Below are 14,669 nucleotides of genomic sequence, written 5' to 3' on the forward strand. Positions count from 1 at the left end.
TATGACACATCCACACCAGAACCTGATCCTCGACCAGGCGCAGATCCAGCAGAAGATCATCCGCATGGCCTACGAAGTATACGAAAACAACTTTGAAGAACAGGAACTTGTATTGGCAGGCATTTACCAGAACGGCTACAAACTGGCCGAACTGCTGGCAAAGCAACTAGAGTCCATCTCTCCTCTTAAAGTGAGCCTGCTGCGCGTTACACTGGACAAAGACGCACCACTGCAATCGCCGGTGGATCTGGCGCCAGACACGGTTATACTTGAAAACAAGACGATCATACTTGTGGATGACGTGTTGAACACGGGCAAGACGCTGGCCTATGCCATGAACACCTTCCTGCAGCACAGTCCTAAAAAAGTAGAGATCGCCACACTGGTAAACCGCCACCACACGCTGTTCCCGGTTGCCGCCACCTATACCGGCTATTCCCTGGCCACCACCCTGCGCGAGCACGTAGATGTGGTACTGCAGGAGCATGAGTTAGCGGCATATTTGCATTAAGCTCTACTTGTTAATTGATGATTGTTAAATTGTTGATACTCCTCTTAAATCATCTTGTTTAACAAGCGATGCTTTTACATCCTGAAAGCTTCATGATACGATGACATGAGTCTAAATCTCTATACTTGGAGTAGAGAGCACACTATAATGAATGCCTACATTCGCCGTTGTTGGTGTTCTCACCAACAACCAATACTTCTTGCTTTCTCCACCTTTATACTTGCTGGTGAAAACACACAACGAGGGCATCAAGTATAGAAACAACTAGGAGTGCCAAGTATAAATCCTGCCAATCCATACATCCTGAAAATCCTGATCATGAAAGAACTTTGCTTTGCTACCAATAATAAAAATAAGATTGCCGAAGTAAGCCGTATGCTCGAGGGCAAGTATAAACTGCTGAGCCTGGAAGACGTGGGTTGCTACGAAGAGCTGGCAGAAGACCAGGATACGCTGGAGGGCAACTCCCGGCAAAAAGCGCAATACGTGTGGGAGCAGTACGGGGTAAACTGCTTTGCCGACGACACCGGCCTGGAGGTAGACGCACTCTGCGGCGAACCCGGTGTGTACTCTGCCCGCTATGCAGGCCCGCAACGCTCCGACGCCGACAACATCAACAAGCTGCTGCAAAGCATGCAGGGCAAAGAGAACCGCAAAGCCCGCTTCCGCACGTCCATTACCTTATACTTAGACGGGCAGGAACACCAGTTCGAAGGCATCGTGAACGGGCACATCACCCAAGAATGGAAAGGCGACAAAGGCTTTGGCTACGACCCGGTGTTTGTACCCAATGGCTATGACCAGACGTTTGCCCAGATGACGCCGGATCAGAAAAACGCCATCAGCCACCGCGGCGAAGCCATTCGCAGGCTTGTGGAGTTTTTGAAAGCGCAGCAACCTGCCGGAGCGTAAAATTATTGCCTTACCTGTAGCACGTACTGCATAATACCTTAATTTTGTAGTCTGAAACCATAGCTTCCAATGCAAAAGCCATTTATCGTCGGGATTACAGGAGGTAGTGCTTCAGGAAAAACTACTTTTTTGAACAAGCTACTGACATCGTTCGACCCTGAGAACGTATGTCTCATTTCGCAGGACAACTACTACAAGGCGCGCGAGCACCAGACAAGCGACGCCAACGGTGTGATCAATTTTGACCTTCCTTCCTGCATAGATGATGAAGCCTATGCCCAGGATGTGCTGAGGGTGAGCAAGGGAGAAACCGTATACCGCACCGAGTATACGTTCAATAACCCGAACGTAGTGCCAAAACAGCTCGAGTTCAGGCCGGCTCCTATTGTGGTGGTAGAAGGCATCTTCGTGTTTTACTTTGAGGAGATCGCCAGGCTGCTCGACCTGAAAGTATACATCGACGCCAAAGAGTACATCAAGCTGCAGCGCCGCATTGTACGCGATAAGATTGAGCGTGGCTACGACCTTGACGACGTGCTGTACCGCTACACGCACCACGTTGCACCAACCTACGAAAAGTATATCAAGCCGTATAAAAACGACGCGGACATCATCATCCCCAACAACAATAACTTTGAGAAGGGACTCGATGTACTGACAACTTATTTAAACGCCAAAATAAAAGCATGATAAGGCACAAGTTTGCAGTGATCGGGCTCGGAGTATTCGGAAACTCCATTGCGCGCACCCTTGCCGAGCGGGGCGCCGAGGTACTGGCCATCGATAACAACGAAGACCACGTAGACGACATCAAAGACGATGTGGCTCACGCCGTAACTCTTGACTCTACGGACCTGCGCGCGCTGGAGGCACAGAACATCCAGGACATGGATGCGGTGGTGGTAGCCATCGGGGAAAACTTCGAAGCACTTCTGATCACGTCAGCCAACCTGCAGGAGCTTAACATCAAACGTATCATTACCAGGGCCTCTAATGCCCAGCAGCGCCGCATCCTTGAAAAGATGGGCGTGCACGAGATCCTCTCGCCGGAGGGTGAAGTAGGCCGTACCGTGGCCGAGCGCCTGCTGCAGCCCAGCATCCGTACCTTCCTGCCCCTGCCCGATAACTACGAGATCGTGGAGATCAATGCGCCCAATGGCATTGCCAACCGCAGCCTGGCCAAAATATCCCTTCGCGAGAAGTACAACCTCAACCTGATCACGATCAAGCGTTTTTTTGAGGAGATCCAGGATGGCAAGCCAACACAGGTAGAGCACATCATTGGCGTACCCAAAGCCGATACCATCATTTACCCTTCTGATATCCTGATCCTTATCGGCAAAAAGCAGGACGTAAAGCGATTTGTTGATATTAACCGCTAAACGTTTCATTTTTAAAAGAAACACATTACATTTGTTTTCTGCATGTCAGGCCGACCAACCATATCGTACCATTTCAGGCATCTGCTGATGTCGGTAACCCTGCTTTGGGCACTTATGCTCAACGGGCAGGAGGTGGTGGCCTATACCTACGACAATGCGCCAAAACAAACAGCGTCTAAGCTGGCCTCTGCCCCTGGTGCAGAGCGCAAGACTGTTGTAAAGCAAAAAGTATCCTTAGAGGCAACTACATCCTTTGTAGTACTGAACCTGGAGCAACAGGCTTTAGAGCCGGCACCACTGCCTTCTTTTGCCGCACCAGCCGACGAGGTAGTGCCTGCCTATGCTGCAAGAGCACCCGGTAAAGGCTTTGTTGCCCGGTTATTCCCTATTACCATTCAGCCCAACGCTCCTTAGGCTGGGGTTTTCCCCTTTCCCATACTTTCCGGAAGTATAAATTCCCACAGGCTAAAATCGGGCGTGTGCGGAACAAGCAGGCTACCTTCTATAGTTGTTCTTTTTAGAACCTATGCTGCCTGCCCTTTAACATGAATTTAATCAACTATACCTTTTTATTTATTCATTAACCCATGCGGAATAAAACCTTAATAATTGTTTTAACGGCAATTGTATCGGCGCTCTGCCTGTACTACCTGTCGTTTTCTTTTGTTGCCCGCGGCGTGCAGAAGGACGCAGAGTCTTATGCTACCGACGCGCAAGGCAACGTTGATATGGACAAGAAGCAGACCTACCTGGACTCGGTTTGGAAAGAGCCGGTTTACAACTTTCTGGGTGCCAGCTATACGTACCAGGAGGTAAAAGAGAACGAGCTTGGCCTAGGCCTTGACCTTCGTGGCGGTATGCACGTGGTACTGGAGGTTTCTCCGGTAGAGATCATCAAGTCGATGTCTGGCAACAGCAAAGACCCGAACTTCCTGAAAGCTCTTGCCCGTGCACAGGAGCTGCAGAAAAACAGCCAGGAAAACTTTACTACGCTGTTTGCTGAAGCTTACCGCGAAGTAGAGCCAAATGGCCGCCTGAGCCGCATCTTCTCTAATACGGCCAACCGTGGTAAGATCAGCTACGAGTCCAGCAACGCAGAAGTGATCAACGTGATCGACAAGGAAGTAGAAGATGCCATCGAGCGTTCTTTCAACATCCTGCGTACCCGTATCGACAAATTCGGTGTAAACCAGCCAAACATCCAGCGCCTGAAAGGCAGCGGCCGTATCCAGATCGAGCTTCCGGGCATCGACAACCCTGACCGCGTTCGTAAGCTGTTACAAGGTATGGCTAACCTGGAGTTCTGGGAAGTATGGACTCCGGAAGAATTCTCTCCATACTTTGCACAACTGGGCGAGCAGCTGGACAAGCAGGAAAAAGCAGGCCAGCTGAACCTGGGCACTACAGAAACCGCTAAAAAAGATGTTTTAGCCAATGCTGCAGCCGACTCTGCTGCGGTAGGCGCTGCAAACGAAGACGTACTGGCCAAAGCAGCTGGTACCACTGACTCTACTGCACTGGCGAAAGCTACCCCGACCAAAGACTCTGCTAAAGCTACTTCTACCATCGACTCGCTTGCTGCAGCACAGCAGGGTGGCGTGCTGGCACGTCTGTTCACAGCAATGCCTGGCGGTATCGGTGCCAACGTACGCGACACAGCCCGTATCAACGATATCTTCGCAAAACCAGAAGTACGCGCTATCTTCCCTCCAAACATGAAGTTCCTGTGGGGCGTGAAGCCAATTGCCGGCGATAACCGTCAGGAGTTCGTGGAGTTCTATGCTATTAAAAAAGGTCGTGACGGCAAAGCCCCTATGACAGGTGAGGCTGTTAACGATGCCCGTCAGGACTTCGACCAAAACGGTTCTCCTGAGATCAACATGACCATGACGCCAACCGGTGCCAAGAAATGGGCTCGCCTTACAGGCGACAACGTAGGCCGTCAGGTTGCCATCGTACTGGATAACTATGTATACTCTGCCCCTGTCGTTCAGGGCGAGATTACCGGCGGTAACTCTTCGATTACCGGTAACTTCTCTATAGAAGAGGCAAAAGACCTTGCCAACATCCTGAAAGCAGGTAAAATGCCAGCTCCTACCCGCATCGTGGAAGAAGCGATCGTAGGTCCTTCACTGGGCCAGGAAGCTATCAACCAGGGTCTGCTTTCTACTATTGCTGGTCTGCTTGTAGTAGTTGTCTTCATGATCGCTTACTACAGAACAGGCGGATTTATCGCTGACCTTGCCCTTGTGTTCAACGTGTTCTTCATCCTGGGTATCCTGGCGCAGTTTAACGCAGCGCTTACACTCCCTGGTATCGCCGGTATCGTACTTACACTGGGTATGGCCGTGGATGCGAACGTACTGATCTTTGAGCGTATGCGCGAAGAAGCTGCCAAAGGCCTGCCTCTGCGCGAAGTGATCAACAAAGGCTATGATAAGGCGTTCATGACCATCCTGGATGCGAACGTTACTACGTTCCTGGCTGGTTTTATACTTTACTTCTTCGGTTCAGGACCTGTAAAAGGCTTTGCCATCACCTTGATGCTGGGTATCGTAACATCGTTCTTTACTTCAGTATTCATTTCAAGACTCCTTATCGAGAGCAGCTTCAAGAGAGCCGGCAGATTGTCTTTCTCATCTTCTTTCACAGACAGAATGTTCGCTAACGTGAAGTTTGATGTAATGAAGTGGAAGAAGCCTGCTTATGCCTTTTCTCTGGCCATACTTGCCTTTGGTTTTATCGCCATGGCTATCAAAGGACCAAACCTGGGTGTGGACTTCAAAGGTGGCCGTTCTTATATCGTGCAGCTTGACCAGGCTGTTCCGGCTTCTGAAGTACGTGGCGCATTGATCGACAACTTCCAGGAAGCAGGTACTGAAGTGAAGACCTTTGGTGCATCTAACCGACTGAAAGTAATTACCAGCTACCTGGCTGATGACGAAAGCACAACGGCAGACGAGCAGGTTAAAACAGCTCTGTTGCAGGGTCTGGAAGAGTACAAGTCGCTTAACCCACAGGTTCTGAGCTCTTCTAAAGTAGGTGCCACAATGGCCGACGACATCCAGAAAACAGCCCTGATCGCATTGCTGCTGTCGCTGGTTGGTATCTTCATCTACGTGATGTTCCGTTTCAGCAACTGGCAGTTCAGCTTGGGCGGTGTGGTTGCCTTGTTGCACGACGCGCTCATGATCATTGCAGTTTTCGCTATACTTGATCTGTTCGGCATTTCTTACGAGATGGACCAGGTATTCATTGCGGCAGTACTGACCATTATTGGTTTCTCTATCAACGATACGGTGGTAATCTTTGACCGTGTGCGCGAGTACATGGTAGATAACCCTCGCAAGCACGTTGGTGAGATCATCAACCCGGCCCTGATCAATACCTTCAGCCGTACCATTATCACTTCATTCACAGTGTTTATGGTGGTGCTGGTGCTGTTCATCTTCGGTGGCGAGATCCTGCGCAGCTTCTCATTGGCCATGCTGATCGGTATCCTGTTTGGTACTTACTCTTCGCTGTTCATTGCAGCTCCGATTGTAGTTGATACCATGAAGAAAAAGCCGGAGTCTACTCCAACTCCGGCTAAGCCTGTGGCACAAGCCCGCTAAGTATAAAACAAAAACTCCCGAAGCCTCGACAGCTTCGGGAGTTTTACTTCATATCAAACAAAAAAGCCAGCCTACATCAGGCTGGCTTTTTTTATGCTTCTGGTAAAGTATACTTAGATGGTTACTCCATCTGCTACTACTTCTTTTACTTCAGGCACCATACGCTTCAGCAGGTTCTCGATACCGGCTTTAAGGGTTACGGTTGCAGACGGGCAGCCGCTGCAGGAACCCTGCAGGTGTACGGTTACAATGCCATCGTTGTATGACTTGAAGGTGATGTTACCACCATCCTGCTCCACGGCAGGGCGTACATAGTTATCCAGCAGGTCGATGATCTTCTTGGATACTTCGGTGTCTTCTGCAGATGCTTCGCTGTTGGCAGCTGTTTCTGTTTTAGCAGCAGAGAACCCTTCGTTAAAGATCGGGCCACCAGCCTCAACATATGATTTCAGGAAAGTACGCAGTTCTGGTATCAGCTTCACCCACTCGATGCTGCTGTTTTTGGTTACGGTAACAAAGTTGCTGGCAATGAACACACGCGACACATAATCGAAGTTAAACAACTCCTGTGCCAGCGGTGACTCCATTGCGCTCTCCAGGTTCGGATAATCTACGCTCTGGCCATCCGGCAGCAGGGCTACGTTCATCACAAACTTCATGGATTCCGGGTTTGGATTGGCCTCAGCGTAAACTGAAACCATCTTTTCTTTATTTTCTGTCATAGACATATCAGTTTAAAATTAAAACTTTTACAGAGGTGTTAAAGTTTCCAAAAGTAGTCAATAATTCTGACAACCACCTACTGCAGCCAGGGCCAATGCCGCCCCAGGAGGCCTCTGCTTCGGGCAGTTTGTGCGATTTGACCTAGCATTTCTGAGCGTAAAATGTAACTTTGTGCTGAAGTTAATTTTTTACCTGATGTAACCCCCGCACCAAAAAACATGCTCTTTAACTTTATACTATTAGCACAGACCCAACATCCTGTACCTGGTTATCTCATCATTCCGTTCCTGCTCCTGATCGGGATGATTGCAAGTGGCCCTGTACTTTTTCCTCATTTCTGGGAGCATAACTATAAAAAAGTAGCAGTAACGCTTGGCCTGCTGGTGCTGGCCTACTACCTGTTTGCGCTGCAGGATGTTCACATGCCGATACACACACTGGCCGAATACGCCTCCTTTGCAGTTCTGCTTAGTTCGCTATACATTGCTGCAGGCGGTATTTACATCAACATTAATGCCCGCGCTACCCCGCTGATGAACGTCGCCCTGGTAGCTATTGGCGCTGTGCTGGCAAACATAGTAGGTACAACAGGTGCCTCCCTGCTCCTTATCCGCCCGTTCATCCGCCTGAACATCCACCGCATCAAACCTTACCAGATTGTATTCTTCATCTTTATTGTAAGTAACGCCGGTGGTTTGCTGACGCCACTGGGTGATCCGCCCCTGTTCATTGGCTTCCTGAAGGGTGTGCCGTTCTTCTGGACATTGCAGCACCTGTTCATGCCCTGGGTATTAGCAATTATCCTTCTGTGCCTGGCCTTCTTTCTGCTCGACAGACGCAACAAGGAAAAAGAGTTTACCCCTCGTCCGGAAGTGGTTTCCAAAATAGAAGAAAAGACAGAGTTCTACATCACCGGAAAGCGAAACCTGTTTTGGCTGGCCATCATCATCGGTGCCATTTTCCTGGACCCGAACGTGGTAGAAGGGTTGCCGCACATTGCCTATGATGGCAATAAGTTTTCTTTCCTGCGTGAGGTTATCCAGCTTTCTGCAGCATTTGCCTGCTTCCGCTTCTCGAGCAAGACGGCGCTGGCAGGTAACCAGTTCAACTTCCACCCGATCCTGGAAGTGGTATTCCTGTTCTTCGGTATTTTCTTTACCATGATGCCCGCCCTGCAGCTTTCTGCTGAGGTTGCATCTTCGCCGCAGTATGCGCAGTACATCACGGCCAACTTCCTATACTGGGCCACCGGATCGCTTTCCGGCTTCCTGGACAATGCACCAACCTATGCCAACTTCCTGTCGCTGGCCATGGCCAAGTATGATATGGCCCAGAACAGCGTGGTAGAAGTGAGGAATTTTGCCAACGGAACCGGCACCGACCCGATTACGCTGATTCTGCTGGAGGCAATCTCGCTGGCTTCTGTATTATTTGGAGCCTTTACTTACATCGGAAACGGTCCGAACTTTATGGTGAAAGCGATTGCAGAAAGTGCAGGTATCAAAATGCCGTCTTTCTTTGCCTATGTTTTCCGCTTTTCCATTCCGTTCCTGTTACCGATCCTGGTACTGATCTGGTTCCTGGTAGTGCACCTGCGTTTGTTCTAAAAAGACACAGGTATCAGGATGTAAGATACAAGCCTGATCATTTTTATACTTACAAACAGAGCCGCCCCTGGTACACAGGGGCGGCTCTGTTGCTTTTATGCCATGTGATGCCTGACGTGCCGTAAGGCATGCGAAAATAAGCTACTTTGGTGTTTGCTATTATATATAAAAATGTTAATATTATAAGTATAAACGGGCCTGCGGTTGGGCACTTGCTACATATGAAGATAAACTTGCGAGCGCTTGCCTTTGTAATCTGTATGTTGGCCATACTTTGGACAGGCTGCCGGCAAGAGGCAAAGGCGCAGCAGGTGGTGCAGTTATCGGGCCTGGTCACATCCGGGGATAGTGTGACAGCTGCGGCCGGCGTCGCTGTTTTTGTTCCACATACTTCCAGAGGTACACAGACGAATAAAAGTGGGTTTTTCTCGCTACCTGTTTTGCCTGGCGACAGCGTTGTGATAGCTGCCTTGGGTTATGAACGGCACTACATCCTTATTCCGAAAGACTTCACAACGCAAAGCTACTCTGCTACCATCGTGCTACAGCAAAGCAGCATTGCCCTGCCGACAGTGGATGTAATGCCGTGGGCCACGGAACGGGACCTGAAGGTGGCCATATCCAAAGTAAAATTGCCAAAAGAAGCCAAGCAGGAAGTGGATCTGCAGGTAGCTAAAAGTGATATCAGCAGAACAGGTTATGCCATGGATGCAAAATCGGTCGGGAAATATGTGCAGCAGCAACAGCATCGCCAGATGCAAAGCCGGTATATGGTACCTCCGGATATAAAGCTGGCTTCTATCCCTATCAGCAAATTGCTCCGGTTACCTAAACGAAAATCTAAATAAGCCTGCTTACAGCTAAAAACACAGGGCACTATACGTCAACTATGCAAAAGCTTAAACTGCACCTGCACTACTACAAAGGCCTTCAAAGCTTTGGTCTGCCTTTCTCGCTGCTGGCAGGCGTGGTAAGTATGGCTTTCAGCGAACATAAGCTGATCGGGTTCATCAATGCGTTTAGCCTAAACCTGCTGACAGGCAGCTTTATACTTGCGCTCTACTTCTTTGAGCAGCGGTACAGCGGCCAATACTTTTTTTACCACAACCTGGGCCTGAGCAAGCTAAGTCTGGTTATAGGGGCATATTTAATCAATGTAGCTATTGCCCTGCTGTTGTTCTGCCTTAAACTATACTTGTATGCCTAAGCACCAACTCGAAGCAGACAGCATACGGTACCAGGTGGGTAACAGGCAATTGCTAACAGATGTTTATCTGCATTGCGAAACAGGCGAGATCGTAGGTTTACTGGGCAGAAACGGCTGCGGAAAAACCACGCTGCTCCAGATCATTTTTGGCACAAAGGCTACCGAGAACAAGCACATCCGGATAGATAACCAGGTGTACCCCGAGCCTTACAAACACCAGACCTTGATGGCGTACCTGCCGCAGCAAGACTTCCTGCCAAAGAACATCAGGCTAACGAAAATCATCGATCTATACTTGCCGGCACCTAAAAAAAGAGAGGTTGTAAAGCAGGACATACGAATACAGAAGCACCTTCATAAACGAGCAGACGAGCTCTCGAAGGGAGAACGGCGATACCTTGAGCTTTTGCTCCTGCTGCAGCTCGATGTTAAGTTTCTCTTACTCGACGAACCCTTCTCAGGTGTGGAGCCGCTCTATGTAGAACATATTGAAATGCTCCTGCAATCGCACCTCAGCACCAAAGGCTTTATCATTACAGACCACGATTACCGCTCGGTGTTGCGCGTGAGCCGCAGGATCATACTTCTGGCCGATGGTTATTGCCGGCCGATTACGCACGAAGCAGAGCTGCTCCGGTGGGGCTATGTTCCGGCAGGCAAGTTTAGTTAACAGGCAAGCTTGCTATACTTGGTTCACCTTCTGGCGCAGCAGAAAATCAGCCAAAACCAAGGCGGCCATGGCATCTACGATTGGTACGGCGCGCGGCAGCACACACGGGTCGTGGCGGCCTTTGCCTTGGAGGGTAATCTCTTCGCCGGCATCGTTAATGGTTTGCTGCGGCTGCAGGATGGTAGCTACCGGCTTGAAGGCAACGTTAAAGTAAATGTCCTGCCCGTTGCTGATGCCGCCCTGTATGCCACCGGAATGGTTGGTGCGGGTTCGGATGTTTCCCGCTTCATCGGTATAGAACTGGTCGTTGTGCTCAGAGCCGCGCATCTGCACGCCTTCAAAGCCGCTGCCGTATTCAAAGCCTTTCACGGCGTTTATACTTAGCATGGCCTTACCCAGCTCTGCGTGTAGCTTATCAAATACAGGCTCGCCCAATCCTGCCGGCACGCCTTTTATCACACAGCTTACCACCCCTCCAATCGTATCCAGCTTGTCCCGAGTCTCTTCGATCAACCCGATCATGCGGGAAGCTGTTTTCCCATCCGGGCAGCGCACCTTGTTCGATTCGATCTTGCTCAGATCCAGCTTATAGTAAGGCTTGCGCAGCTTTATACTTCCCACCTGCGACACATAGGCCGAGACAGCAATTCCGTAGTGGCTGAGCAGTTTGGCAGCCAAAGCGCCTGCAGCCACGCGGGCAACCGTTTCGCGGGCAGAACTGCGGCCGCCGCCCCGGTAATCGCGGGTGCCATACTTGGCCGTGTAAGTATAGTCGGCGTGCGACGGGCGGAAAGCATGCTCGATGTGGCTGTAGTCGTGGCTGTGCTGGTCTTTGTTGTTCACCACCATGGCAATGGGCGTACCCGTTGTTTTGCCCCCGAACACACCTGAAAGTATGGTTACTTTATCTTCCTCTTTGCGGGGTGTGGTGATATCGGACTGGCCGGGGCGCCGGCGATCCAGGGCCTGCTGAATCTCAGCCTCGGATATCTCCAGGCCGGCAGGGCAACCATCCACGATCACGCCCACAGCAGCACCATGCGACTCGCCAAAAGTGGTTATTCTGAATATCTTTCCGTATGAATTGCTCATAATTTCTTTCGTTTCAGGAAGATGAAGCCCGACAGGGCCAGCAGCACCAGCAAAATGATGTTGGTATAGCGCTTGATCTCGTCAACCTGGTAGAGGCTCACCAGCGTGGCATCTTCGTTTTCAATGATCTTATAAAATGGCCCCAGATCTCTGGAGAGGATCTGGGCATCTGCATCGCGTGCACCGGTTACCTGCACGTTCAGAGTAGCGCGCAAGGTGTCGTAGGTAGCAGTGGCGGTATTGAAGTATATAAACTCGAACGCATCTCCCAGGTCGTACTTGCCTGGCTCGCGCGCCATGGCCGCATACGTTAAGATCTTAGAGCCAATTACGTGGCCCGCCTGCCGGGTTACGTCCTGCCGCAGGTCCGGGGGAAAGAACTCCAGGCCCGGTATGGCTGCCGGTACAGGCGGCATGATCGCTGCCAGATTTCCTTCGCCTTCCAGCCGAAACTGGTATTTGAAGCTATTGTTTACGGCAACACTTTTCTTCGACAGGTTTTCGCGCAACACGTACTGCCCCACAGGCACCATATCGCGTAAGGGGTGCGGCGGCAGCTCTTTCACCTTCACTACCTGCTCCCGGGCATAAAACGTTTTATAGCCTTCCTGCCTGTCTTCGGTGAGTAGCGTTGGGTTCTGGGCAACTTTATACTTGATCATCTTCAGCGACAAGGCCGGAAAGCGGAGCGGCTCCGCATTGAGCGGGTACAGCACGGCTTCGTAAAGCTTAAATCGCAGGAACGGCTTGTCTTTGATCACCACGTTCTCCGGAGTGATCTCTGTGAACTCAAAAGACTCTTCCCATACATTGGGTTGCTTTAGCTGCCGCAGAATGCCCTCAATCTGGTTCACAAAATCATAGAAATCGAGCAGGCGCTGATCTTCGTTGGCCAGGTAGAAGTATAAGGTCACGTTTACTCCCTCTCCTACATATACTTCCTTTTTATCGGTGTAAAGTGTTAGAAAGGCGTTATCTGCTTTGTCTACAAATTCCTGCGCCTCTTTTGTTGCCCGCTCTGCCTCTTCTGCCGGTGCCACGTTGGGCTGTGCAGGCCCCTGCGGAGGTACGGCTGCCATAGGCAGTATCTTGATGGGAGCTCCCGGCGATTGAACGGTCTGCCCGTTCACTTTCATGGAGAAAGGCTTCAGCACAAAGTCGCCTTCGCGTAGGGCAGCATAGTTTTGGGTAATGGTTAGGATGGTAGTGGTTTTACCGCCTGTGATGATGGTTTTGGTAGAGGAGAACTTTGTGCTTTTCTTAAATCCCTCGATTTCCGGGAAGGGGCTGTACTCCTGCAAGGGCTGGTCCTGCAACCTTATTGAGACGGTATAATACTGGTTGATCGGAAGCGGGCTTTTTCCTAACTCCACTGCAATGCGTTGCGCCCATGCGGGTACAGCCAGCAACACACAAAGTATAGTTAAGAGAATTGAAAAGCGCATAGACCGGTACTGCACACAACAGCTGTTAAAACGATAACAGCAAATTTAACAATTTCCTGCACTTCAATTTCAACTTCCTTACCAGCCTTTGCCTGCTGCAGCATGCTCTGTTAAGAGGTTCTTCTAAATACGTTACAGGTGCCTGCAAGCGAGGCAAAAGCAGCTGCTGGTTTAGTAAACGGAAGTATAAGTTAAGCTCTGAGGAAGGAAGAGGCATGTATAAAAATAATTTTACACCGAATATAAATCATCCACTATAAATTTGGACCTTTGTACCCAAATACGATACCCTTTCCGGAGTTTTCCCGTATCTGAGACCAAACCATAATTATCTTTTTTACACTTACCAAAATGTTAGAGTACGTTAAGACCATCCTGACGAAAGTTAGTTTCGACAAGATGCTGTTTGAGAAAGAGTTAAGAAAATCTTTCAGATTTTTAGTGAAAGAAGAGCTTACACAACTCAAGCAATGGTGCTACGATCTGTTTTCAGGGATGTATCTCCTGATCCTGAACAAAGTGTTCTCTAAAGTCTGATTCCAGTTTATTTTTCTCCGGGTTCACCCTCTACAAACTGTATGTTGCGCACCAGGCCCGCAAAGCCGGTGCGCTTCACTGCTGATTTTTTAAACAGCTGTGAGAAGACCTCCTGTGTTATCTCCTGCCAGTCAGAAGTTTTCAGCTCCTTTAGCTGCGGATGCGGCGCAAAGGCAGGCTCTTTGTGTGGCTTGCTGAAGCGGTTCCAGGGACATACATCCTGGCAGATGTCGCAGCCGAAGATCCAGTTGCCAAACTTTCCGTTCATTTCCTGCGGCAGCTGGTCTTTTAATTCTATGGTGAAGTAGGAAATACACTTGCTGCCGTCTACCACGTAAGGCGCTACAATGGCATTGGTCGGGCAGGCATCGAGGCATTTGGTGCAGGAGCCGCAGTAGTCTTTGATCAGTCCATCGTAGTCGAGTTCCAGGTCGATGATGAGTTCGGCAATGAAGTAGAAGCTACCTACCTGCGGCGTGATGAGGTTGGAGTTTTTGCCTACCCAGCCCAGACCGCTTTTCTTTGCCCAGGCCTTGTCGAGCACCGGAGCAGAATCTACGAAGCAGCGGCCGCCCACCTCCCCTATACTTTCGTTGATGTACTGGAGCAGCGTCTTCAGCTTATCCTTGATCACGAAGTGGTAATCGGTGCCGTAGGCGTACTTGGATATTTTATAGGTATCCTCGTCTGGTTGCTGGTTCTCCTTCTCCGGGTAGTAATTGAGCAGCAGCGACACCACCGACTTGGCCCCCTCCACGAGCAGGCGCGGGTCCAGGCGCTTATCGAAGTGGTTCTCCATGTAGTGCATTTGCCCGTGCATGTTCTGCTTTAGCCAATTCTCCAGCCGGGGCGCTTCCTCCTCCAGAAAATCCGCCTTGGAAATGCCACAGTACATAAAGCCCAGTTCCTGCGCCTTCTGCTTGATGAGGTATGTGTATTGTGATTTGTTCAAGTTATACGTTGCAGCCG

Annotated in this window: 15 protein-coding genes; 11 read left to right on the plus strand and 4 right to left on the minus strand. The window is 50.1% G+C overall.

The window, feature by feature from the left end; translation table 11 throughout:
• Position 1: 1 nt before the first annotated feature.
• From MJ611_RS02305 to secDF, 6 genes are all read left to right on the plus strand, one after another.
• Entirely contained in the window at positions 2-511 is a 510-nt protein-coding gene (locus tag MJ611_RS02305) for a phosphoribosyltransferase family protein (RefSeq protein WP_250427768.1), read from the plus strand.
• Between the two features lie 318 nt (positions 512-829).
• Positions 830-1,423, plus strand: coding sequence for a non-canonical purine NTP diphosphatase (locus MJ611_RS02310; protein WP_250428760.1), 594 nt, complete (start codon positions 830-832; stop codon positions 1,421-1,423).
• A gap of 69 nt (positions 1,424-1,492) precedes the next feature.
• On the plus strand, positions 1,493-2,113 hold the full coding sequence (gene udk / locus MJ611_RS02315) for a uridine kinase (RefSeq protein WP_250427770.1): 621 nt from the start codon (positions 1,493-1,495) through the stop codon (positions 2,111-2,113).
• Complete coding sequence (locus tag MJ611_RS02320; protein WP_250428761.1) at positions 2,113-2,805, plus strand: potassium channel family protein; 693 nt, start codon at positions 2,113-2,115, stop codon at positions 2,803-2,805. Before udk ends, MJ611_RS02320 begins: the two co-directional genes overlap by 1 nt.
• A gap of 42 nt (positions 2,806-2,847) precedes the next feature.
• Positions 2,848-3,219: an RNA methyltransferase gene (locus tag MJ611_RS02325; RefSeq protein WP_250427772.1), complete on the plus strand. Its 372-nt coding sequence runs from the start codon at positions 2,848-2,850 to the stop codon at positions 3,217-3,219.
• Between the two features lie 173 nt (positions 3,220-3,392).
• Positions 3,393-6,419, plus strand: a complete 3,027-nt coding sequence (gene secDF, locus MJ611_RS02330; RefSeq protein WP_250427773.1) for a protein translocase subunit SecDF — start codon at positions 3,393-3,395, stop codon at positions 6,417-6,419.
• 113 nt (positions 6,420-6,532) lie between these two features.
• On the opposite strand, the gene MJ611_RS02335 is transcribed toward secDF, so the two are convergent.
• A complete protein-coding gene (locus MJ611_RS02335) occupies positions 6,533-7,141 on the minus strand; it encodes a NifU family protein (protein WP_250427774.1) in 609 nt (202 codons plus the stop codon).
• Positions 7,142-7,360: 219 nt separating this feature from the next.
• Between MJ611_RS02335 and MJ611_RS02340 the strand changes: the two genes are divergently transcribed.
• The 4 genes from MJ611_RS02340 (at position 7,361) to MJ611_RS02355 (ending at position 10,626) form a co-directional block, all read left to right on the plus strand.
• Complete coding sequence (locus MJ611_RS02340; protein WP_250427776.1) at positions 7,361-8,749, plus strand: sodium:proton antiporter; 1,389 nt, start codon at positions 7,361-7,363, stop codon at positions 8,747-8,749.
• A 221-nt stretch (positions 8,750-8,970) separates the two neighbouring features.
• Positions 8,971-9,597: a carboxypeptidase-like regulatory domain-containing protein gene (locus tag MJ611_RS02345; RefSeq protein WP_250427778.1), complete on the plus strand. Its 627-nt coding sequence runs from the start codon at positions 8,971-8,973 to the stop codon at positions 9,595-9,597.
• Between the two features lie 41 nt (positions 9,598-9,638).
• Complete coding sequence (locus MJ611_RS02350; protein WP_250427780.1) at positions 9,639-9,956, plus strand: hypothetical protein; 318 nt, start codon at positions 9,639-9,641, stop codon at positions 9,954-9,956.
• Positions 9,949-10,626, plus strand: coding sequence for an ATP-binding cassette domain-containing protein (locus MJ611_RS02355; protein WP_250427781.1), 678 nt, complete (start codon positions 9,949-9,951; stop codon positions 10,624-10,626). Before MJ611_RS02350 ends, MJ611_RS02355 begins: the two co-directional genes overlap by 8 nt.
• Positions 10,627-10,638: 12 nt before the next feature.
• Here the strand turns inward: MJ611_RS02355 and aroC are convergent, their stop codons facing one another.
• The gene (gene aroC, locus MJ611_RS02360) at positions 10,639-11,718 is read right to left on the minus strand and encodes a chorismate synthase (RefSeq protein WP_250427783.1); all 1,080 of its coding nucleotides are present in this window, start codon (positions 11,716-11,718) and stop codon (positions 10,639-10,641) included.
• Positions 11,715-13,163 carry a BatD family protein gene (locus MJ611_RS02365; RefSeq protein WP_250427784.1) on the minus strand — a complete coding sequence of 483 codons (1,449 nt, stop codon included), beginning with the start codon at positions 13,161-13,163 and terminating at the stop codon, positions 11,715-11,717. Before MJ611_RS02365 ends, aroC begins: the two co-directional genes overlap by 4 nt.
• A gap of 351 nt (positions 13,164-13,514) precedes the next feature.
• Here MJ611_RS02365 and MJ611_RS02370 point away from each other — a divergent pair, with 351 nt between their 5' ends.
• A complete protein-coding gene (locus tag MJ611_RS02370; protein WP_250427786.1) occupies positions 13,515-13,700 on the plus strand; it encodes a hypothetical protein in 186 nt (61 codons plus the stop codon).
• Between the two features lie 7 nt (positions 13,701-13,707).
• Here the strand turns inward: MJ611_RS02370 and queG are convergent, their stop codons facing one another.
• Positions 13,708-14,652 (minus strand): tRNA epoxyqueuosine(34) reductase QueG, encoded by a 945-nt coding sequence (gene queG, locus MJ611_RS02375; RefSeq protein ID WP_262921578.1) that lies wholly within the window; start codon positions 14,650-14,652, stop codon positions 13,708-13,710.
• Positions 14,653-14,669 lie beyond the last annotated feature (17 nt).

This window comes from Pontibacter ruber (assembly GCF_023630205.1).
In the GTDB taxonomy this organism is placed as follows: Bacteria; Bacteroidota; Bacteroidia; order Cytophagales; family Hymenobacteraceae; genus Pontibacter; species Pontibacter ruber.

Coding starts and splice junctions, on each gene's coding strand:
- MJ611_RS02305 (WP_250427768.1), top strand. CDS start 2: ATGACACATCCACACCAGAACCTGATCCTCGACCAGGCGCAGATCCAG.
- MJ611_RS02310 (WP_250428760.1), top strand. CDS start 830: ATGAAAGAACTTTGCTTTGCTACCAATAATAAAAATAAGATTGCCGAA.
- udk (WP_250427770.1), top strand. CDS start 1,493: ATGCAAAAGCCATTTATCGTCGGGATTACAGGAGGTAGTGCTTCAGGA.
- MJ611_RS02325 (WP_250427772.1), top strand. CDS start 2,848: ATGTCAGGCCGACCAACCATATCGTACCATTTCAGGCATCTGCTGATG.
- secDF (WP_250427773.1), top strand. CDS start 3,393: ATGCGGAATAAAACCTTAATAATTGTTTTAACGGCAATTGTATCGGCG.
- MJ611_RS02335 (WP_250427774.1), bottom strand. CDS start 7,141: ATGACAGAAAATAAAGAAAAGATGGTTTCAGTTTACGCTGAGGCCAAT.
- MJ611_RS02340 (WP_250427776.1), top strand. CDS start 7,361: ATGCTCTTTAACTTTATACTATTAGCACAGACCCAACATCCTGTACCT.
- MJ611_RS02345 (WP_250427778.1), top strand. CDS start 8,971: ATGAAGATAAACTTGCGAGCGCTTGCCTTTGTAATCTGTATGTTGGCC.
- MJ611_RS02350 (WP_250427780.1), top strand. CDS start 9,639: ATGCAAAAGCTTAAACTGCACCTGCACTACTACAAAGGCCTTCAAAGC.
- MJ611_RS02355 (WP_250427781.1), top strand. CDS start 9,949: ATGCCTAAGCACCAACTCGAAGCAGACAGCATACGGTACCAGGTGGGT.
- aroC (WP_250427783.1), bottom strand. CDS start 11,718: ATGAGCAATTCATACGGAAAGATATTCAGAATAACCACTTTTGGCGAG.
- MJ611_RS02365 (WP_250427784.1), bottom strand. CDS start 13,163: ATGCGCTTTTCAATTCTCTTAACTATACTTTGTGTGTTGCTGGCTGTA.
- MJ611_RS02370 (WP_250427786.1), top strand. CDS start 13,515: ATGTTAGAGTACGTTAAGACCATCCTGACGAAAGTTAGTTTCGACAAG.